The organism is Arthrobacter sp. NyZ413 (assembly GCF_049390645.1).
In the GTDB taxonomy this organism is placed as follows: domain Bacteria; phylum Actinomycetota; class Actinomycetes; order Actinomycetales; family Micrococcaceae; genus Arthrobacter.
Genome location: NZ_CP155434.1, coordinates 1909885 through 1928484, shown reverse-complemented (window position 1 = coordinate 1928484; position 18600 = coordinate 1909885). Strand labels below are relative to the sequence as shown.

The 18600-nt window shown below is 63.7% G+C and carries 18 protein-coding genes and 1 pseudogene; 14 read left to right on the top strand and 5 right to left on the bottom strand.

What is annotated here, in order from left to right:
* Positions 1–67 precede the first annotated feature (67 nt).
* Positions 68–217: pseudogene (locus ABCW42_RS09065) on the top strand (inorganic phosphate transporter); the annotation flags it as partial.
* A gap of 133 nt (positions 218–350) precedes the next feature.
* Here ABCW42_RS09065 and ABCW42_RS09060 read toward each other — a convergent pair.
* Together ABCW42_RS09060 and ABCW42_RS09055 are read right to left on the bottom strand one after the other, a co-directional pair.
* Positions 351–1304 carry a hypothetical protein gene (locus ABCW42_RS09060; RefSeq protein ID WP_423184518.1) on the bottom strand — a complete coding sequence of 318 codons (954 nt, stop codon included), beginning with the start codon at positions 1302–1304 and terminating at the stop codon, positions 351–353.
* The gene (locus tag ABCW42_RS09055) at positions 1301–2011 is read right to left on the bottom strand and encodes a cytochrome b N-terminal domain-containing protein (RefSeq protein WP_423184517.1); all 711 of its coding nucleotides are present in this window, start codon (positions 2009–2011) and stop codon (positions 1301–1303) included. The genes ABCW42_RS09060 and ABCW42_RS09055 overlap by 4 nt, the downstream gene beginning before the upstream one ends.
* A 515-nt stretch (positions 2012–2526) precedes the next feature.
* Between ABCW42_RS09055 and ABCW42_RS09050 the strand changes: the two genes are divergently transcribed.
* Entirely contained in the window at positions 2527–2790 is a 264-nt protein-coding gene (locus ABCW42_RS09050) for an SHOCT domain-containing protein (RefSeq protein WP_423184516.1), read from the top strand.
* A gap of 283 nt (positions 2791–3073) precedes the next feature.
* On the opposite strand, the gene ABCW42_RS09045 is transcribed toward ABCW42_RS09050, so the two are convergent.
* The gene (locus ABCW42_RS09045; protein WP_423184515.1) at positions 3074–3715 is read right to left on the bottom strand and encodes a VC0807 family protein; all 642 of its coding nucleotides are present in this window, start codon (positions 3713–3715) and stop codon (positions 3074–3076) included.
* A 602-nt stretch (positions 3716–4317) separates the two neighbouring features.
* Here ABCW42_RS09045 and ABCW42_RS09040 point away from each other — a divergent pair.
* Positions 4318–4752, top strand: a complete 435-nt coding sequence (locus ABCW42_RS09040; protein WP_423184514.1) for a hypothetical protein — start codon at positions 4318–4320, stop codon at positions 4750–4752.
* Positions 4718–5821 carry a hypothetical protein gene (locus tag ABCW42_RS09035; protein ID WP_423184513.1) on the top strand — a complete coding sequence of 368 codons (1104 nt, stop codon included), beginning with the start codon at positions 4718–4720 and terminating at the stop codon, positions 5819–5821. The genes ABCW42_RS09040 and ABCW42_RS09035 overlap by 35 nt, the downstream gene beginning before the upstream one ends.
* 200 nt (positions 5822–6021) lie before the next feature.
* Here ABCW42_RS09035 and ABCW42_RS09030 read toward each other — a convergent pair whose 3' ends face one another.
* Complete coding sequence (locus ABCW42_RS09030) at positions 6022–6786, bottom strand: IclR family transcriptional regulator (RefSeq protein ID WP_423184512.1); 765 nt, start codon at positions 6784–6786, stop codon at positions 6022–6024.
* Positions 6787–6959: 173 nt separating this feature from the next.
* Between ABCW42_RS09030 and ABCW42_RS09025 the strand changes: the two genes are divergently transcribed.
* From ABCW42_RS09025 to ABCW42_RS08995, 7 genes are all read left to right on the top strand, one after another.
* On the top strand, positions 6960–8237 hold the full coding sequence (locus ABCW42_RS09025) for a lyase family protein (RefSeq protein ID WP_423184511.1): 1278 nt from the start codon (positions 6960–6962) through the stop codon (positions 8235–8237).
* Complete coding sequence (locus ABCW42_RS09020; RefSeq protein ID WP_423184510.1) at positions 8234–9589, top strand: MFS transporter; 1356 nt, start codon at positions 8234–8236, stop codon at positions 9587–9589. The genes ABCW42_RS09025 and ABCW42_RS09020 overlap by 4 nt, the downstream gene beginning before the upstream one ends.
* 322 nt (positions 9590–9911) lie before the next feature.
* Entirely contained in the window at positions 9912–10958 is a 1047-nt protein-coding gene (locus ABCW42_RS09015; RefSeq protein WP_423184509.1) for a M4 family metallopeptidase, read from the top strand.
* A 7-nt stretch (positions 10959–10965) separates the two neighbouring features.
* Positions 10966–11280: a protealysin inhibitor emfourin gene (locus ABCW42_RS09010; RefSeq protein ID WP_423184508.1), complete on the top strand. Its 315-nt coding sequence runs from the start codon at positions 10966–10968 to the stop codon at positions 11278–11280.
* Between the two features lie 269 nt (positions 11281–11549).
* Positions 11550–11807: a hypothetical protein gene (locus ABCW42_RS09005; RefSeq protein ID WP_423184507.1), complete on the top strand. Its 258-nt coding sequence runs from the start codon at positions 11550–11552 to the stop codon at positions 11805–11807.
* 183 nt (positions 11808–11990) lie between these two features.
* Entirely contained in the window at positions 11991–12686 is a 696-nt protein-coding gene (locus ABCW42_RS09000; protein ID WP_423184506.1) for an AfsR/SARP family transcriptional regulator, read from the top strand.
* A 31-nt stretch (positions 12687–12717) separates the two neighbouring features.
* Complete coding sequence (locus ABCW42_RS08995; protein WP_423184505.1) at positions 12718–13443, top strand: potassium channel family protein; 726 nt, start codon at positions 12718–12720, stop codon at positions 13441–13443.
* Positions 13444–13468: 25 nt separating this feature from the next.
* Here the strand turns inward: ABCW42_RS08995 and ABCW42_RS08990 are convergent, their stop codons facing one another.
* The gene (locus tag ABCW42_RS08990; RefSeq protein ID WP_423184504.1) at positions 13469–13720 is read right to left on the bottom strand and encodes a hypothetical protein; all 252 of its coding nucleotides are present in this window, start codon (positions 13718–13720) and stop codon (positions 13469–13471) included.
* Between the two features lie 210 nt (positions 13721–13930).
* Here ABCW42_RS08990 and ABCW42_RS08985 point away from each other — a divergent pair, with 210 nt between their 5' ends.
* The 3 genes from ABCW42_RS08985 to ABCW42_RS08975 all read left to right on the top strand — a co-directional run bounded on the left by ABCW42_RS08985 (position 13931) and on the right by ABCW42_RS08975 (position 18575).
* Entirely contained in the window at positions 13931–14428 is a 498-nt protein-coding gene (locus ABCW42_RS08985; protein ID WP_423184503.1) for a hypothetical protein, read from the top strand.
* 560 nt (positions 14429–14988) lie between these two features.
* A complete protein-coding gene (locus ABCW42_RS08980) occupies positions 14989–18237 on the top strand; it encodes a fibronectin type III domain-containing protein (RefSeq protein ID WP_423184502.1) in 3249 nt (1082 codons plus the stop codon).
* A 164-nt stretch (positions 18238–18401) separates the two neighbouring features.
* Complete coding sequence (locus ABCW42_RS08975; RefSeq protein ID WP_423184501.1) at positions 18402–18575, top strand: hypothetical protein; 174 nt, start codon at positions 18402–18404, stop codon at positions 18573–18575.
* Positions 18576–18600 lie beyond the last annotated feature (25 nt).

The following is an 18600-nucleotide window of genomic DNA, read 5'->3' as shown; positions in this document are numbered from 1 at the left end:
GCATGGCACATCGAAGAACCCTTGTCCTCCACGGCTTGGCTGTTTCAACGTTCAGATTGGTTTCGGCATGGATCTCACCGTGATGGTGGTGCTGGTCATCTCCTTGGCGCTGTTTTTCGACTTCACAAACGGGTTTCACGACACCGCCAATGCGATGGCGACACCTATAGCGACCGGCGCCATCAAGCCAAAAACCGCCGTTGCCTTGGCCGCAGTCGAGTAACAGGCACCAGCGGCGCCCGGGGTCCATGCAGTGCTTGATTTGGCCCGGGGCCGTGCTGGCGAACCTGTCCGGCGTTCCGTGAACCGGGTGCCGAGGAAGACAAAAGACGAACGGGGCTCGTTGCGGGTTACCGCCGCCGGTAGTAGTCCCGCCAGATCAGGCGGTGTACCGGTATCCACCGGGGCAGGGACCTTAGCCCCGGGATCAGCGGCACCAGGGTCAGCAGCAGGGTGAGGATGGCCATCGTGAAGACTGCCAGTACGTCGGCGTTCGGCGAGGACTTGAACGGCTCGACCTGGTACAGCAGAGAGAACAGCCAGAGCCAGGACTGGCCCGGGTAGTTCCCAGTCTCGTTCATCATTCCCCATTGGTCTCCGGTCAGATGCTGGGCATCGGCCATGGCGGGAAAGTATTTGCCGTCGCCCAGGAAGAGGATGCTTGCGGTGTAGTTGGCGTTGTAGAAGGATCCTTTGCTGTTCAGCACCGGGTCCAGGGCTCCCTGCCGGGCCATAGCCAGCAAGGCCCCGGTCAACGCGGGCACCGGCCCGTAGTCACCTGCGGCGACTTTCGCGGGGTCGTTGTCCGGTGCTTTGTCAAGGGCGTCGGTGTACGCCGTTGCCCAGGCGCTGCGCTGGGCGTCAGTGGCGCCGGTCCAGTCAGCGATCGCGGCCGGGGGCTCGGGCAGCGTCGCCAGCGGTGCGATGACGAAGTCGTTGGCGGTGTCGATCGGGATGCGTGCACCGGAGAGATTCTGGAGGTCGATCGGACCCAGTTTTTGCGTTGCATCGGATGTCGTGTTGTAGGGCGGGCCGTACCCGGCCGTGTCGCTGGTGCCGGCCAGTTCGGCAGCCGCCGTTGCCACGAAGTCTGCCGGTGCCGCCGTCGCCCACGATTTGAGGGTGACACCAGGTTCATCCGGTGAGCCGACGACAGCCGACAGCCCCAGCACGAGCAACCCGACGACCATCATGGCAATGGTGAGTTCCTTGAACAGGTCATACTCCAGCGTCCGGCCGCGCCACGGCATGCGGGCCAGCTCTTCGCTCCGGCCTGCGGACTCCTGCCGCCTCTTTGTTCTCACGGCCGGCCTACGTCCCCGGAGGCCGGGTCGGGCGCGGATTCCGCGGCCCCGGTGCCCCGAAGCTGGGCGTCGCCAGCCGCGGCGTCCAGGGGCGGCGCCACCCCGTGCACGCGTACCAACACAACGTGGAAGGCCACGACCAGGGCAACGGCCAATGGCAGCAGGGTGATGTGCCACATCAGTATCTGTCCCAGGTCGGCCACGTTGAACCACGCGCCCACACCGACGGCGTTGAGGGCATCCTTGGCTTGGAACGCGATCCATTGCGAGTCAAAGTTAGTCTGCACCAGGTAGCCGGTGAAAGCCGTCACGATCGAAACGACGAACGCGATCATCCCCGTGATCCAGGTCAGTACACGCCCGCCCCGCCAGGCAGCCATCCAGAACTTCCCCCACAAATGGACGACCATGAACATAAAGAAAAGCTCAACACTCCACAAATGAGTGCTGTTGATGAAATGGCCCAGACCGGACACGTGGTACCAGGCAGGACCGTTCAGTGCCAGAACACAGCCGGAGACGATGACGTAGGCCAAGGACGCGATCGCCCCCATGCCAAACACGTAAATCCAGGAGGACACGTAGCTCGGCTGATCTTCCGGCAGCAACTTGTCCGGCGGAATACGCCGCAGCAACCAGCCGCGAGTCCTGCCCGTCCAGGTCGAGTAACGCTCAACCTGGCCCGAAGAATCACTCGCCGCGGTCATTTTCTTCCCCTTCCGCGGGGGAACGGAAGAACCAGGGCCAAAACGAACAAGACAACCATCGCCGCGATGACAATCAGATTGCCAAGCTGGATCAGAAAATCCCCCCAGCCCACGTACATCCCTTCAGCCTGGACCGCGGCTCTCACTGCGAATCCGCCCATCTCTGCCTTCCGCCTCCATTCACTGACGAATCACGCCATCGAACCGACACTCCGAATGGACCGGATCCGCCCATCGGACCGCATATCCACCCAGCTCAGATTGTTGTCCTGCCAGGTCCCCTGCGGCAGGGTCCAAGGACCCACCACAGGAAAAGACGGGGGCCTTTCTTCCAGGCCAGGGGCATGAACCCGGAAGAGGACGGCAAGGGGACCTCACGCTGCACGAATACCCAATCCGCGCCGTGCAGCCATCCAAACCGCACGGAAGCTCCGCAGCGGGCCGTCCCGAGTCCAAAGACCCTGCCCCAAGGCGTGCGCAAGACAGAGACTTGGTCATGAGGAGAGGAGCACGAAATGATGTATGGCTACGGTGGTTGGGGTGTCTGGAGCTGGGCGGTCATGGGCATCATGATGCTCCTGTTCTGGGGAAGCGTCGCCCTTCTCGTCTTTGTCCTTCTCCGCAGGACAAGGACCGGTTGGGACGGCTGGGGCGGGCACTACCCGCCGGGCCCGGGACACGATGACCCGGAGCGGATCCTCAGCCAGCGGTTCGCCCGGGGCGAGATCGACGAAACCGAATACAAAGCCCGCCTCGAAGCCCTCAGGCACAGGCCGTGAGGCGAAGGGGCAGGGCATCCGAGACGGACATGCGCAGGGGTATGTTGGGCGCCCCGATGATGCCCGGAGCCATGCAGCTGTCCGCGGACAAGACCTCGGTTCAGCACGGCCAAGTGTCTTTCACCGTAACGAACCCGGGATATCTCCCGCACGAGCTTCTCGTCCTCCACCTTCCTGCGGGACAGGCCCCAGGTCGCGACCATCCGAGCACGGCCCCATCAAAACCATCGCCCGGCTGGCACTTGACTGACGTTCATCGTCAGAACCGGCAGGGGCACCGCCGTCAGGGAGACCACGCTGCTTGCTGTCGCTTCCGGTCCCGGATAGTCCAGGCGATGAGGGCAGCGAAAGCGATCACCGCTAGGGCGGCGGAAAGCCCGACCATGACATCAATAGGCAGCAGGTAGACCAGGACGGCCCTGGTGCCGGCTTCCGCAAACAGTCCCACACCCCAGACTATGGAGACCTTCAGGTGCCAGCGGTGCGCCGCCGGATTGCTGTGGAAGTCCCGGTCGATGTCGGCGGCGCGTTCGGGCCTCCAAGTCTTGACCGCGTCCACGGTCAGGGGATGTCCCAAGGCCGCAAAAACGAGGAATGAAATACCCAGCCCACCGGTGATGGCCGAATCCTTGAGCAGGAGAAACCGCGGGTCGCCGGTGAGGAAAGACAGAACGAGGCCGAGCCCGAAAACAATGACCATCAGCATGGCAAACGGGTTCAGCGAATGCCGCTTCAACGCGGTCCACAACAACCGGCAGCCGGCGGCTCCGGTCGCCGCCAGCAGCGCTGCCCAGTCGGTGGCGCGGGCCAGGTGCAGAACGTAGTAGACAGCCAGCGGCAGCCCCACGTCCCATGCCAGACCGCGGACCAGCGTACGCATCATCAACACGGGACGTTCCTGTCCTGAAGCCTGCCCAGCGTTCATCGGGGTGCTCCATCCATTTCCGTATGCGGGCTGTTGCAGCAGCGCACCGGCTTCAGCATTCATTCCATCAAGACGATCAACGACCACCAAGTCGGCAGCTCGATCGCGAGGCGTGCCATCCGCTTCCCGGGCCCGGCGAGGCAAAGCCGAGGGCCGTTTCCGGACACCGAGCCGTTCCGCTGGCCCGGTCCGGGGCAATCACCGTCACCGGTACCTCGCTGGAACCGGTGACCACCGGAGCCGCCGATTCGGCTTCCCTTACGCTCACAATAAACAGTTCACTCTCCGGCACCGCCATGCTAGGTCCGGGTTGGAAGCCACGTCAACAGGCAGAGTTCTTCCGGCCTGCACGGTCTGTGCAGGTAGCGAACACTCTAGTTACGAAGCTTGCTGATTATCTATGGTGGGACCAGTTGATTGTTGCGGGAGATCCGGGTTGCGGGAGGACATGCCGGCGTGGTTCGGGCATGCCTTTGCCGGTAACCTCCGCGGGCTCCGTGGCGTCGCGACGATTGGGGGAACACGAATGAATGCCATAACGATCATGGGTACTGGTCCGCGACGCAGGCATTCCCGCCGGCCCGTTTGCTGAGTCGGCCGCGATGACAAACGACGAGGAAGAATCTGCTCTACTCGCCCGGGCCCTTGAGCGACTTCGAGTCTCGCGCTTGCACTGGGTGATCCTTGTCGCAGCTTGTGTGGCTTTGGTGGTTCTGTTCGTGATGGCCGGCGCTGGGCTGTGGCGCTGGTGGCCATTGCGGGCGTGGATGATCCCTGCGCTGTTGATGCCTGTTCTCTTTGTGCTTTTGGCTGTCTTCTCACTTAAGGCTCCGGAACCTGTCAGAAAGCAATTGTGGGTTCGCCGTGGGGTCCTGCTTGTTCCGCCCCTGCTGCTATCCCTTCTCGTGGCGTGGGGATTCAGCGACCTCACCGGTTTCAGCGGAGGTCTTTACGCCGGACTGGGCGGCGGTATCGGCAGTTCTCTCGCCAACATCATGATGCATGGATGGCCCCGCAAACCAAACGCCGCCACATAAGAATCCCGTATCGGATCCGAAATCCCGCACGGTGCGGCTGACGAAAGGCTTCATCTTGAAAGTGTTCGCCTTTATATTTTCCTTGGTTATTGCAACCGGCTTAATGCTCGGCGGAACTGTTTTGATCTTTGTCCTCTCGCCGCACCACTCCACCGGACTGCAGTTATTGGCGAGCTTCGCGCTTACCGTGATGATTTACGGACCGCTAACGCTCGGTTCATTGACCTCCAACTGGAACGTGACGAGAACGGAGGGAAGCCAGAGGTTCTACAAACGGTGGCTGCGGGTGGTGATAGGGCTCGAATTCCTGGGTGCGATCGCCATCATTGCCTATACGGTGGCCGCGCAGTTACCTGCATGGATTCCCGTCCTGTTCATTGCCGGTGAAATCGCGCTTACCGGCATCAGCCTTCTCATCGGTCGTTTCCTCCTTCGCCATGATGAAACTCACCCGCAGCCGTCAAGGTGGGCGCCGATCACCCGGAAGGAGATCCGGCGGAAGATTGCGGTTGTCGCAATCACGTTCGCTGTCGTCTTTGCGGTGGCGCTTATGGTTTTCAGCGCATTCATCGACAGCAACAAAGGGGACTCACGGCCCGGTGTGGAAGCGCTCGTCGCGTTGGCGTTCGCATTGTTGGCCGCTGGCTTCGCATGTGTCATTGTCAGCCTGCCGTTAAGTCGGCGCCTGCGTGACGCAGTCGGCCGCGACCTCGGCACGATACGGAAAGTAGCAAAGGTCGTACTGAGCAATAAAAAACTCGACCTGGATCAGAGCGAGCAGGTCGCCGCCGCGAAATACGCTGCGGTCATCCCGACCACGCTTTCATTCATGCTTGGCTACCTCATCCTGCTGTATCTGGGGCTCGGAATTCAGCAGGTGCAACACCTTATTTCCGGGCAGGTAGACGCCTTCCAGCTTGGCTTTTCCGCCTTCCTGGTCATCGCACTCGTCACCATCATCCCGATCTACGCCGTCCGCATTCGACGGGCCCGGGTTTACGCGCGCAACCATGCGGACCTCCTTCCGCCGCCAGGCGCGGCCACTGCCGGTAGCACGAACCGTGCGTAAGTGGCTTTGGAAACCTCCGGTGTCAAGCCACGTCAAGCCGGTTTAGGCACAGGTTGGGTTCCCCCGAGGATCCTTGACCGGACGCCGCCCCACCTACAGCACGGTTGTCTCGTAAGGCGTTGTTTTCGCGAGACACGCTTTCGAATCGGGCGCGTTACGCGCAGTTCGCCCATCCACCCTCATCTTTTGCATGGAACCCGTTAGACCCGGCGCGATCCGAGGTTCTGCGTGATGGCCTTGGATGCGTTCATGAGCAGGTGCCCGATTGAGTCAGTTCGGTTGATGATCCGGGATGTGGGTGCGGAGACGTTCAGCACGCCGGCGATGTGGCCCATGCGGTCACGGACGGGCGCTCCGATGGAGGTGAGTCCGATTTCGACTTCTTCGGATGCAATGGAGTAGCCTCTGGCTCGCTCGAGGCGGATCCTTTGCAGGAGCGCAGCCAGGTTCTTCGGCGCACCGGAGGCCGAGGTGGGTATTTCCAAGTCGGCGGTGGTGAGTGTTTCGATGTGTTCGTCGTCGAAGTCGAACATCAGGGCCCGTCCGGAGGCTGTGCAGTGCATCGGGGACCGGCGTCCGACCCAGCCGCCGGCCTGGAGGGACTGCTGTGATTCTTCGCGTAGGACTGTGAGGGACCGGTTGCCTTCCTGGACGGACAGGAGGGCTACTTCCCCGGTTTTCGCGACCAGGGCCTGCAGGGCCGGCCTGGCTGCCTGGACGAGCGGGTAGTTTCCTGCGCCGGTGGACAGAATGCGCAGGTTCCATCCCAGCCGGTAGGTGCGCCGGTCCGGGTCCTGTTCGACAAGGCCGCTGCGTGAGAGGGCCTTGAGCATCCGTGAGACCTGGCTTCGCTCCTTGCCCACCGCCCTGGCAAGTTCGCTGACCGAGTGCTCCCCTCCTGCCCGTCCCGGGTTTTCGAACGCCAGCAGCAGTGCCGCCACCCGTTCCGCCGCACTATCGCCCATGCCGGCACTCCTTCATTTGTTGTTGTCACAGCAACTCGTTCCCTGCTCAAGCTTTGCCGAACATAGGGAAAAAGCGAAGTTATGTTGTTCAAGCAGCAACATGTTGCCGGGAACATGATCAGGCGGCCGTACCGTCGATGCATTGTGGTACGCATCACTGGAAAGGTTTAGAAATGACGGTCCTTCAGACAGAGACGTCCAGCGGCCAGGTTTTGTACGGTAAGCAGTCGAACCTCGCAGTGGACAACTTCGGCACCGCCGGCCGCACCGTGGCAGATGTGCCCGCCTTCGTGCGGAATTATGCTTTGGTGAAAGCCGCAGCGGCGCGGTCCAATGCCAAGCTCGGCGTCCTCACGCCCGACATCGCACAGGCGATCGAGGCTGCGTGTGCCGAGATCCTCGCCGGCCGGCACGCAACCCAGTTCCCGACCGCTCTGGTTCTCGGCGGCGGCGGGACCACGACGAACATGAACTTCAACGAAGTCATCGCCGCCCGGGCATCACAGATCGCCGGTGAGCCTGTCCACCCGAACGATCACGTCAACGCGTCCCAGTCGACCAACGACACCTATCCCACGGCCATGGCCTTGAGCATCCGGGAACTGTCCGAGAAGCCGCTGGAAGCGCTGACTGCTCTTGCCCGGGCCTTTGATGACAAGGCCTCAGAGTATGACACCACCCAGCGGCTTGGCCGGACCTGCCTTCAAGATGCCGTCGTCCTCACGGTGGGTCAAACGCACCGATCCCACGCCACAGCCATCCGCCGGGTCACCGAGGGGCTCCGGGCAGCAACAACGGAGCTGGATTCGGTTCCGATCGGGGCCACGGTCCTGGGAACCGGTATCGGAGCCCCGGAAGGTTACCGTGAGCTCTGCGTGCAGGAGCTGAGCAACGCCACGGGACGGCAGCTGACCGGATCAGCGGATCTCGTCGATGCCTTGGCCCATCTTGATCCTTACGCCGCGATCGCATCCGCGGGAGCCCGGGCGGCGATCACCATGGCCAAAATCGCCGCGGACCTCAGGTTCCTGTCCTCCGGCCCCGTGGGAGGGATCAGTGAAGTCACTCTCCCGGCGGTCCAGGCAGGCTCCTCGATCATGCCCGGCAAGATCAACCCGGTCATCCCGGAATTCGTCATGCAGCTCAGCTACCGCATCCGCGGCGCCGCCCACACCGTCGAATGCGCCGTCGCCGCCGGCGAACTGGAGCTAAACATCATGGAACCGGTCATCGTCGACGCACTGCTGAATATCTTCGACGACCTGACCGCCAGCGCGGGCACCTTCGCCCGCAAATGCATCCAGGACCTGACCTGGGACGGCCGGCGACTCCACGAAAACATCAACGCCGGTTTCGACCGATGGGTCCTCATGGCCGCAGAAAACGGCTACGACGCCACCACCCAGGAAGTCAAGAAGGCCCGCACCACCGGAACGGAGGCAACCCGATGAGCACCCAACAGATCGCCTACGAAGACGCCCCGCTGACCCGTTTCCACATCCGCGTCGCCGTCGCCGGCACCGGCGGCCAGTTCAGCGACGGGTTCGTCCTCGGCATCGTCGGCATCGTCCTGGCCTCGGCCACGGCAGCCTTGCACCTGACCCCGCTCTGGATCGGCCTGCTCGGCGCGGCGACGCTGGCCGGACTCTTCCTCGGAGCCATCATCACCGGCCCCATCGCCGACAGGATCGGCCGCCGCCGGATCTTCGGCTGGGACATGCTGGCCTTCGGAATCCTCTCGGCCCTGCAGTTCTTCGTCCAGGACGCCTGGCAGCTCCTCGTCCTCCGGCTCCTGCTGGGCATCGCCCTCGGCGCTGACTACGTGGTCAGCAAGTCCCTGGTCACCGAACACTCACCACGGCACTTCCGCGGCAGGCTGATGAGCTTCCTCGCCGTGGCCTGGGCCCTGGGATACGTCATCGCCTACCTCGCCGGGTTCCTGCTCTCCGACATCGGGCCCGACGCCTGGCGCTGGATGCTCCTTGTCAGCGCCGCCCCCGCGCTCATCATCTTCGGATTCCGCCTCGGCGTCCCCGAATCACCGCTGTGGCTCACCCGGCACGGACGCCTTGCCGAAGCAGCCGACGTCGTCCGCCGCCACGTCGGCCCCAACGTCGCGCCTCCTCCCACGGGCCCGGTCAACCGGTCCGGAGGCTTCGCCATTCTGTTCTCTGCCCAGTACCGGCAACGGACCATCGTCGGTGCAGTGTTCTACGTCTGCCAGGTCATCCCCTACTTCGCCCTGGGAACCTTCGCACCCCAGGTCATGGAAGCCCTCGGCGTGTCCGGCAAGCTCGCAGCCGGTGCCGCCTACAACGTGTTCCTGCTCGTCGGAGCCATCGTCGGCATGCTGATCATCGACAAGATCTCACGCCGGGCGTTCCTGATCGGCAGCTTCATCCTCGGCGCAGCCCTGCTGGCAGGGCTGGTCCTGTTCGCTTCCGTCAGCCCTGTCCTGGCCGTCGTTCTGTTCGCCTCCTTCGCCCTGGTCCTCTCTGCGGCAGCCAACCTCGAATTCGCCTACCCGCCCGAACTGTTCCCCACCGAACTACGCGCCTCAGGGGTCGGTGTCGCCACCGCATCCGGCCGCCTCGGATCAGCAGGAAGCACCTTCCTGCTCCCCGTCGTCGTCGCAGGCGCCGGCATTGACACCGCCCTCACGGCCTGCGTCGCCGTTCTCGTCATCGGCGCCCTCGTCTGCTGGCGCTGGGCACCCGAAACACGCACCGAATCGCTCGCAGCAGTCGACGAGGAGATCAAAACACCCGAGCACACTGAACGCCACCGGGCAGCGACGCACTGACCGGCCCCAGGAGCACAACCAGACGGGAGGCAGAACCAGCGGAGCACGCGGTTCTGCCTCCCCTCGTGTTGAGACACGGGCAGAAAGCAACCTTCGAGTTGCCCGATGCAAGGACATCCCCGATTGATCGACATGGAGAAGGTCGATAACGGCGCGGTAACGCCTTAAGGTGCACAATCGTTCGGCGCCATCACTTGCCTTGTGAGCGGCGGCTTCAGGCTCAAGCAATCGCCCGCTGGTGAGCCGGCTGCGAAGGAGAAGAACAGCCTGTAAAGGAGATCGCCATGTATGAAATTACGTCCTTCGCGGATTGGGGCCGGCCATGACCCGCCATCCGCTTGCTTGCATTGTCCCGCCTGATCTGCTGATTGAGCTGGCGCGCACCGAATCCGAGCAGCGCGATGCGCTGTTGTCCACTCTGGCGATCGACCAAGGCCTCCGGACCGCCAGGGCGGAGATAGCCGCCCGCACCATCGCCCTGCCTGCCACGCTGGCGCTGGCGACGGGAGGCGGCTCCCCCACCCGCAGGATCTACGATCAGGCGCATTCCAGTGACCAGACGCCGGGAACCCTTGTCCGCTCCGAAGGCGACCCGCCGACCGCTGATCCATCGGTGAACCAGGCCCATGACAACTTCGGTTACACGTACGCCCTCTACTGGGACATCTTCCACCGTGACTCGATCGACGGCCAGGGCATGGCGATCGAAGGATTGGTTCACTTCGGCACCGATTACGACAACGCGTTCTGGGACAACGCCGGGCACATGTTCTTCGGCGACGGCGATGGCAAGACACTCACTGATACGACCAAGGGCACTGATGTCATCGGCCATGAGCTCACCCACGGAGTGACCCAGCATGAGGCGAACCTGATCTACTCCGGGCAGTCCGGTGCTCTCAACGAGTCGTGCTCGGATGTCTTCGGCGAGCTGGTCGAGCAGTATCACCTGGGACAGACCGCAGAAGAGGCAGACTGGCTCATCGGCGCCGATATCGTCGGGCCGTTGCTCTCGCCCGCGCTCCGTTCCATGAAGGCGCCCGGAACCGCGAACCAGTACGACCGCCAGCCGGCGACGATGGACGGCTATGTCCAGACGGCGTCCGACAATGGCGGCGTCCACATCAACTCCGGTATTCCCAATCATGCGTTCTACCTCGTCGCCACGGCGATCGGTGGCACCGCGTGGGAGGCGGCCGGACAGATCTGGTACGACACCATCACCGATCCCCGGCTGCGGCCGAACGCGACCTTCAGCTCGTTCGCGGCTCTTACCCTGCGGGCAGCACGGACACGCTACGGAGCGGGCAGTGCTGAATCAGACGCGGTCAAGTCAGCGTGGGATGCCGTCAAAGTCCCGGTCCGCTGAGCCGCCCATGGACAAACTGCATATCAGGTATGAACGCTCCGGCGGGATCGCCGGAATCACGATGGCGGCAGAGGCCGCGGAGCCCGATCTGCCAGACGACGTTCTGACTATCGCCGCGGAGTTGCTCGGCGGTTCCTCCGGCGTCGGTACCCCTTCTACAGCCGAGCCGGACAAAGCGCCTGCGGCGCCCGATCAGTTCACCCATACCGTGCAGATATCGCGTGGCGGGGAGCGCCGGAGTTTCCATTGGTCTGACGCGACGATGCCGGAGGTGGTCCGGCCGCTTGTCGAGACCCTGGCACGGCGAGCCGAGCCCCTTTGACCGGAACGGCCGCGCCCGGCGCAGGAGAGCCGGTCGCAACAGGCGCCCATGGTGGCCCACTGTTGATTCTTGCTCCCGGAGAAACCGGGCCACCGTGCCGGCCAAACAACCAGCGATCCTGCCGGGCGCCGGTCGCGTCCGATCTTTACTCAAACTTGCGCGAAAACAGACGAAATCCTGACCCGTTTGCGAAAGGATCAGCACACCGACAAAGGAGTCCACGCCGTCCATCACGTTGGTGGCCGCACATCGATAGCAAGGCAAGCGCAATGACCAACAACGATCGTCCGGCAGAGGCTTCCGACGACCAAGGAAGTCGGGCAATCCCGGCGGCACCTTCGACGGGCACGCTGGTCATACACATCTGGAGCGAGGCAGGCCCGGGCTCAGGTTTCCGAGCCCGGCTGACCTATCGGAAGCAGGACGACGGCGAACCAGCCATGAGCTACTTCGCAACTCCGGCCGACGTCGTTAACGCCGTGCGAGAGTGGCTGGACATCCCGAGCGACCCGACTCACCCACGCTGAATCGTGGTTGGTTTGCAAGGTTCTGTTGTTGCCTAAAGGAACGGACGGGCCTAGTGGGAAGACATTCTTCCTCCGGGACTAGTTAAAAACGCCTCCGGCATTGACTTCACTTGGCCGACTACGGAAAGTCATTGCTAGATCTGCTCCGGCTTTCTGGTGCGTGCGGGGTTGGGGGGTGGGCTCATGGGCGGCGACAGCCGGCTTTTCCAATTGACGCTGCTCCAGACGTGGCAACTTCGCAGGGACAGCGTTGTCGTCCACCTGGCAGCAAGGCAGCAACGGCTCATCACCGCCCTGGCAATCTACGGCGCACGACGCCGGAGCTATCTCGCGGGTCTGCTCTGGCCGGAGCATTCCGAGCCGAACGCTCTCGAAAGCCTACGCGTTAGCGTGCATCTTGTGTCAAAACAGGCCCCCGGCCTCTTGGCCGTTGACGGACCGGTACTCGCACTCAGCGAATCCGTCGAGGTCGACCTCCATGGGGTGCGGAACCGTATCCGGCAACTGCGCGAAGTTGGGCCCGACGGGAACGTGGCCTCGTGTCTGCATCTTTTGCGGCACGCCGACTTGCTCCCGGATTGGTACGACGACTGGGTTGTCTACGAACAGGGCAGGTTGCACCAGGACCGGCTCCACGCATTCCACACCATCGCCAAAGCCCTGATGGCACGCCGCGCGTATGAAGACGCAGTCGAAGCGTTGGAAGCAGCCCTGGACCTTGAACCGCTCTACGAAAGCGCCGTGGGGATGCTCATCCAAACCCAGATACAGCAAGGCAACACTGCCGCCGCGTTCCACGCCTTCGAGAAGTACCGGCTGAAACTGAAAGCGGAAATGGACCTCGACCCCTCGGATGCCGTGCGAAGCCTACTCGGATAGTCCCGCGTGCGCGGCACTTTACGATGCATTCATGACCCAACTCCTCTGGCGCCGCTATGCTGAGTGGCCTCTTGTCATTGCCGCCGTGCTTTTTGTCGTTGCCTACTCCGTCCAGGTCATCGGCAATGTGCCTGAACGCGCTGCCGGCCCGATCGAGGCGATCGTCTGGATAACGTGGGCGCTCTTCGTTGTTGACTACCTTGCGAACTTGGCTCTGGCCCCGGCCAAGGCGCGGTGGTTCATACGGAACCTGCACGAACTTGCCATACTGGCCCTCCCCGTCCTAAGGCCCTTGCGCCTGCTTCGGCTGGTGACCCTCCTTAGGGTCCTCCATGGCGCGGCCGGGAACGCGCTGCGTGGCCGCATCGTCACCTACGTGCTCGGCTCGGCCGTCCTCCTGACCTACGCCGGCGCGCTGGCTGTCCTCGACGCCGAAGAGAACGCACCCGGGTCCAACATCACCAACTTCGGCGACGCCCTGTGGTGGGCGCTGACGACGATAACAACGGTTGGCTACGGGGATCACTACCCCGTGACGATGCTCGGGCGTTTCGTGGCTGCCGGCCTCATGATCGGAGGCATCGCCGTCTTGGGTGTAGTCACCGCGTCGGTAGCCTCGTGGCTGGTCGAACAGGTCGCTAGCGAGACAGCGGCGGAAGTCGAGGCAGCAGACGCGCCATTGCGGGACGAGGTCGTCCGACTCTCCGAGCAAGTCGAGCGCCTCACCGCCCTGCTCGATTCCAAATCAATGGAATGAAGTCGAAACCTACGAATGGCAGAACCTACAGACCGGACATCAGGTTGAGGACAACAATCACGGAGCCAAGGACAATCCAGATGACCGCCACGACGCGGACCTGAGTGGTGCCCCGCACAGTCCACCACACAAGATCGGCACTGGCCGAAAACCACGTCCGGATCTTCGCAGCCTGACGCGCCAGGGGCCGTGCGACCACCCAGCTAAGAAGTCCCCCGGCAATTACCAGGAGGCCAAAGAACACTCCGGGAGCCATCACCTCACCCCTAATGATCACCTTGCGGATTTTGCCTGATTTGCCGCATGTCCCCGATGATCAAGAGTATGCTCCTGCTGTTGGGGGGAGCCGGGCTGTGCATGCTCCTATCAGTTCAATCAGGAGCAACCGCCGTGGATAACCAGTACCAGACCTCACAAGAGCCGTCACCGCAGTCAGCCTTCCCGGCTCAGCACAGGCCATGGCCCCCCGCCGGGGCTGTCGTGACCGTTGGCGACTGGCTTCGCCAATCCGTTTGACGCACAGCGCTCGGTTCGATGGCGTGTCTCGGTCGGTATCGCGTGTCTGATCCTCGCCGCCACCACCGCGTTTGTCGCCTACCTGAATATCGCCTCGGTCATCCGGGTGGTCAACAGCGTCGAAGCCGACGGCGGCTACATCCGCGAGGGCGGGATGACCGCTGCCGTGCTGATCATCGCGGCCTACTGCCTCGTCGCCGTTGCCTATTGCGCCGTGGGCGTCTGGGGTATCGTCGCGCGGCGAAGCGCCTCGTCCGTCCCGGTGATCGCCACGATCGTCGTCTCGGGTCTTGTCTTCATCGCCGTCGTGGCGATGCTCGCTGAGTCCGCTTCGGCGGGCAGCACCCTGCACTTCGCCGGAATTGCCTCGAATGTGGTCATCATTATGCGCTCAATCCAAGTCCTCCGGTCGAAGAAGGCAGTCCAGGTACCCACCAACACCGGCGGCTGGACACCGTTGTCCCGTTAGCAACGTGACTCCTGCACCTTCGGTCATGGCGAATGAGTCGAGGTCCACGGCATAGGCTTGGCCGGTAATAGGACGGGCCGGTGCCGGTTTCTGCGCGGCGGTGAACCTGACGGTTCTCGGCGTGATCATCTCCAACGCGGTGACAACCAGCACCGCGGCTGTGCTCGAAGCGATGGCTCCCCCATCAGGACGCCTCGGGCTGCCGGCTTCGGGGTCAACGCCTCGCTCATCCTCGGCGCCGTCGCGCGGGGAAATCCCTGACCGGCCCTGGGTACGGGAAGAACATCTTCCGCCGGAATGGCCTCTCCGGGCTGCGCAAAGCCGCCCCCGCCTTCCCGCTCCGTCAACCACGCTGCGGAAGCCGATGCCGGTTCGCTGATCGCGGGCATGGCGCCGCTTGGTTAACCATTCCTGGTTTACTCACCGCCCGACCCGGAACCGCAACCGGGTGAAGCACACTCGCGACGTCATCGGACGAGCCGCGTATTGTCAGCGCATGCCTTGTGGGGGACACCCCATGCTTGGCCGCCTTCTCCGCCGTTGATTGGACAGTGAGTGAAATGCTTTCCACCTGGGGATGCCTTCGAACCCGGATAGAGCTGGCGCGGCGCAGGGAAGCAGCCGGGAGCCATACCGGCGGCCGGTGGAAGGCTGCCGGCGTCTGTGCCGCGATGGTCCTTGCTGTCCTGACGGGCTTTGGTGTTCCCGCCCATGCCGCCGCCAATACCGTCATCTCACTGACTTTCGATGACAGCAACGCGGATCAGTTGACTGCTGCCGCCACGATGAAGAACCTTGGCCTTCACGGCACCTTCTACACCGTCTCCGGGTGGATCGACCAGCCAAGCTACTTGACCTCGGCCAACCTGCAGCAACTGGCAGCCGACGGCAACGAAATCGGCGGTCACACGGTCACCCACCCGGACCTGATCAACCTGACTTCGGATGAGGTGACGCGCCAGGTCTGCAACGGCCGGGTCGCCCTGATGAACATGGGCTTCAAAGTCACCAGCTTCGCCTACCCCTTCGCTGACCAGAATGCCACTGTGCAGACCATCGTGAAGAATTGCGGCTTCAACAGTGCACGCGGGCTCGGTGACCTCTACAGCAAGGATGACCCGGGTCTGCCCGCCGCTGAGAGCATCCCACCCGCCAACGCCTATGACACCGCGGCGCCCGAGGAAGTGGACAGCACCTGGACCCTTCAGAACCTGGAGAACAGCGTGACCAAGGCCCAGGCCGCCGGCGGTGGCTGGGTCCAACTGACGTTCCACCACATCGCCACAAACACCGATCCGACCCTGACCATCAGCCCCACCCTGTTCAACCAATTCGCCTCATGGCTGGCCCAACAACAGAGCGCCGGCAGCGTTGCCGTGAAGACCGTTGACCAAGTCATCGGCGGCGCAGTCCAACCAGCCGTCCTTGGCCCTGCCGCGCCACCGCCGCCCCCGCAAGGCACCAACATGATCCAGAACCCCAGCCTGGAAACACTTACCAGTGGCATCCCGCAGTGCTGGGCAGCGGGCGGATACGGCACCAATACGCCAAGCTTTTCCGTCGTCTCGCCCGGCCACACCGGCAACAATGCCGAATTGCTGACGATGAGCGGCTATGTCAGTGGTGACGCGAAACTCTTGCCTGCCCTGGACCTTGGCGGCTGCTCACCCACGGGCACTCCCGGCCATGTCTATCAGCTCAGCGCTTGGTACAAATCCAACGTCATCACCCAATTCGAGGTCTATTACCGCATCGGAACCGGGTACTGGACCTACTGGACCGCAAGCCCGTTGTTCAACGCGAGCAGCAACTGGACGCAAATAACCTGGACCACTCCCGCCCTTCCGGCAGGCGCATCCGGTATCAGTTACGGGCTGAACATCCAATCCAACGGCTCCATCACCACGGACGACTACTCCATGATCGACGTCACGCCGGCCGGATCGACGGCGCCTGTGGCTCCTACGGGGGTGACCGCGACGGCGGGTAACGGATCCGCCGTCGTGTCCTGGACGGCGCCGAACAACGGCGGTTCGGCGATCACCTCGTACGCCGTGACCCCGCATGCGGGCACCACGGCACTGACCCCGGTCACCGTGACCGGCAACCCGCCCGCGACGACGGCGACCGTCACCGGGCTGACAAACGGTACCGCCTACACGTTCACCGTCACGGCAACCAACGCGGTGGGCACGTCGCCCGCGTCCGCGGCGTCGGCACCGGTCACACCGATGGCGGCAGCGGCGGCGCCTGCGGCTCCGACTGGAGTGACTGCGACGGCGGGTAACGGATCCGCCGTCGTGTCCTGGACCGCGCCGAACAACGGCGGTTCGGCGATCACCTCGTACGCCGTGACCCCGCATGCGGGCACCACGGCACTGACCCCGGTCACCGTGAGCGGCAACCCGCCCGCGACGACGGCGACCGTCACCGGGCTGACGAACGGCACCGCCTACACGTTCACGGTCACGGCAACCAACGCCATCGGCACCTCCCCTGCGTCCGCGGCGTCGGCACCGGTCACGCCGACGGGGACAACAAGTTCGACCATCACCAACGGTGGCTTCGAATCAGGGCTCGCTTCGTGGACCACCGGAGGCGTCCGGGCCCCTGTTGCCTCCACCGTGGCCCATACCGGCACCGGCTCGGCGCTGCTGGGCCTGGCCTCGGGCGCGGAGCCTTTGGGTGACAGCAGCCTGTCCCAGACCATCACCGTCCCTGCCACCGGAACCTCCACGCTGAGCTTCTGGTACCAGCCGCACACCGCGGACGACACCTGCAACACCACTACGTGCCGGTACGACTGGATGGAGGCCCAGGTCCGTTCCACCAGCGGCACCACCCTGGCCAGCCTGTTCAAACTCAACAGCAATTCCGGGACCTGGACCCAGCTCACCGCGGACCTGTCCGCGTACAAGGGCCAAACCATCACCCTCTGGTTCAATGTCCACCTCGACGGCGCCAACCCCGCCGATGACACCTGGATGTACCTCGACGACGTCACCCTCACCAACACCCAAACCACCGCGACGGCACCCGCGGCTCCCACCGGGGTGACCGCGACGGCGGGTAACGGATCCGCCGTCGTGTCCTGGACCGCGCCGAACAACGGCGGTTCGGCGATTACCTCCTACGCTGTCACCCCGCATGCGGGCACCACGGCACTGACCCCGGTCACCGTAACCGGCAACCCGCCCGCGACGACGGCCACCGTCACCGGACTGACAAACGGCACCGCCTACACGTTCACCGTCACGGCAACAAACGCGGTGGGCACGTCGCCCGCGTCGACGCCGTCGGCACCGGTCACACCGACCACAGGGACAACAAGCTCAACCATCACCAACGGCGGGTTCGAATCAGGCCTCACCTCCTGGACCACAGGAGGCGTCCGGGCACCTGTCGCTTCGACCGTGGCCCATACCGGCACCGGCTCGGCGTTGCTGGGCCTGGCGTCCGGAGCGGAGCCCTTGGGCGACAGCAGCCTGTCCCAGACCATCACCGTCCCTGCCACGGGAACCTCCACCTTGTCGTTCTGGTACCAGCCGCACTCCCAAGAGGACGCGTGCACCGGCAATGCCTGCCCGTACGACTGGATGGAAGCCCAGGTCCGCACCACCAGTGGCACCACCCTGGCCAGCCTGTTCAAACTCTGCAACAACAACGGCACCTGGACCCAACTCACCGCGGACCTGTCCGCGTACAAGGGCCAAACCATCACCCTGTGGTTCAACGTCCACCTCGACGGATCCACCCCCGCCGACGACACCTGGATGTACCTCGACGACGTCACCCTCACCAACGGCTGATTCCGCGGGGAGCGGGAACCCTTTCATGGGCCCCCGGCAGTCACGCGCCGTCCGCCTCCAAGCAATACGTGAACGTAAACTGGACCAGTTGACCGGGTCGGGCCGGGCTCGGCTAATTTCACCAACTCCCTCTGGATTGGAATGATGGCGTTCCCAACGCGAGGATGCGGCCCACGGGAATCGTGGTCCGCCCCACCTCCAGCGAGGGCGTGCTGCTCCGCCTAGTGGAGACTCCCGCATGGTGCCGGCACGATGTGACCGGACTTAGCTATCTGCAGATCGACGACGAGGGCTCAGGCCGCGCTCCGCCAGGCCACACTCTCGTTCCGGACACGTAAGGATTCCACCCGCGACCGCGCGGGC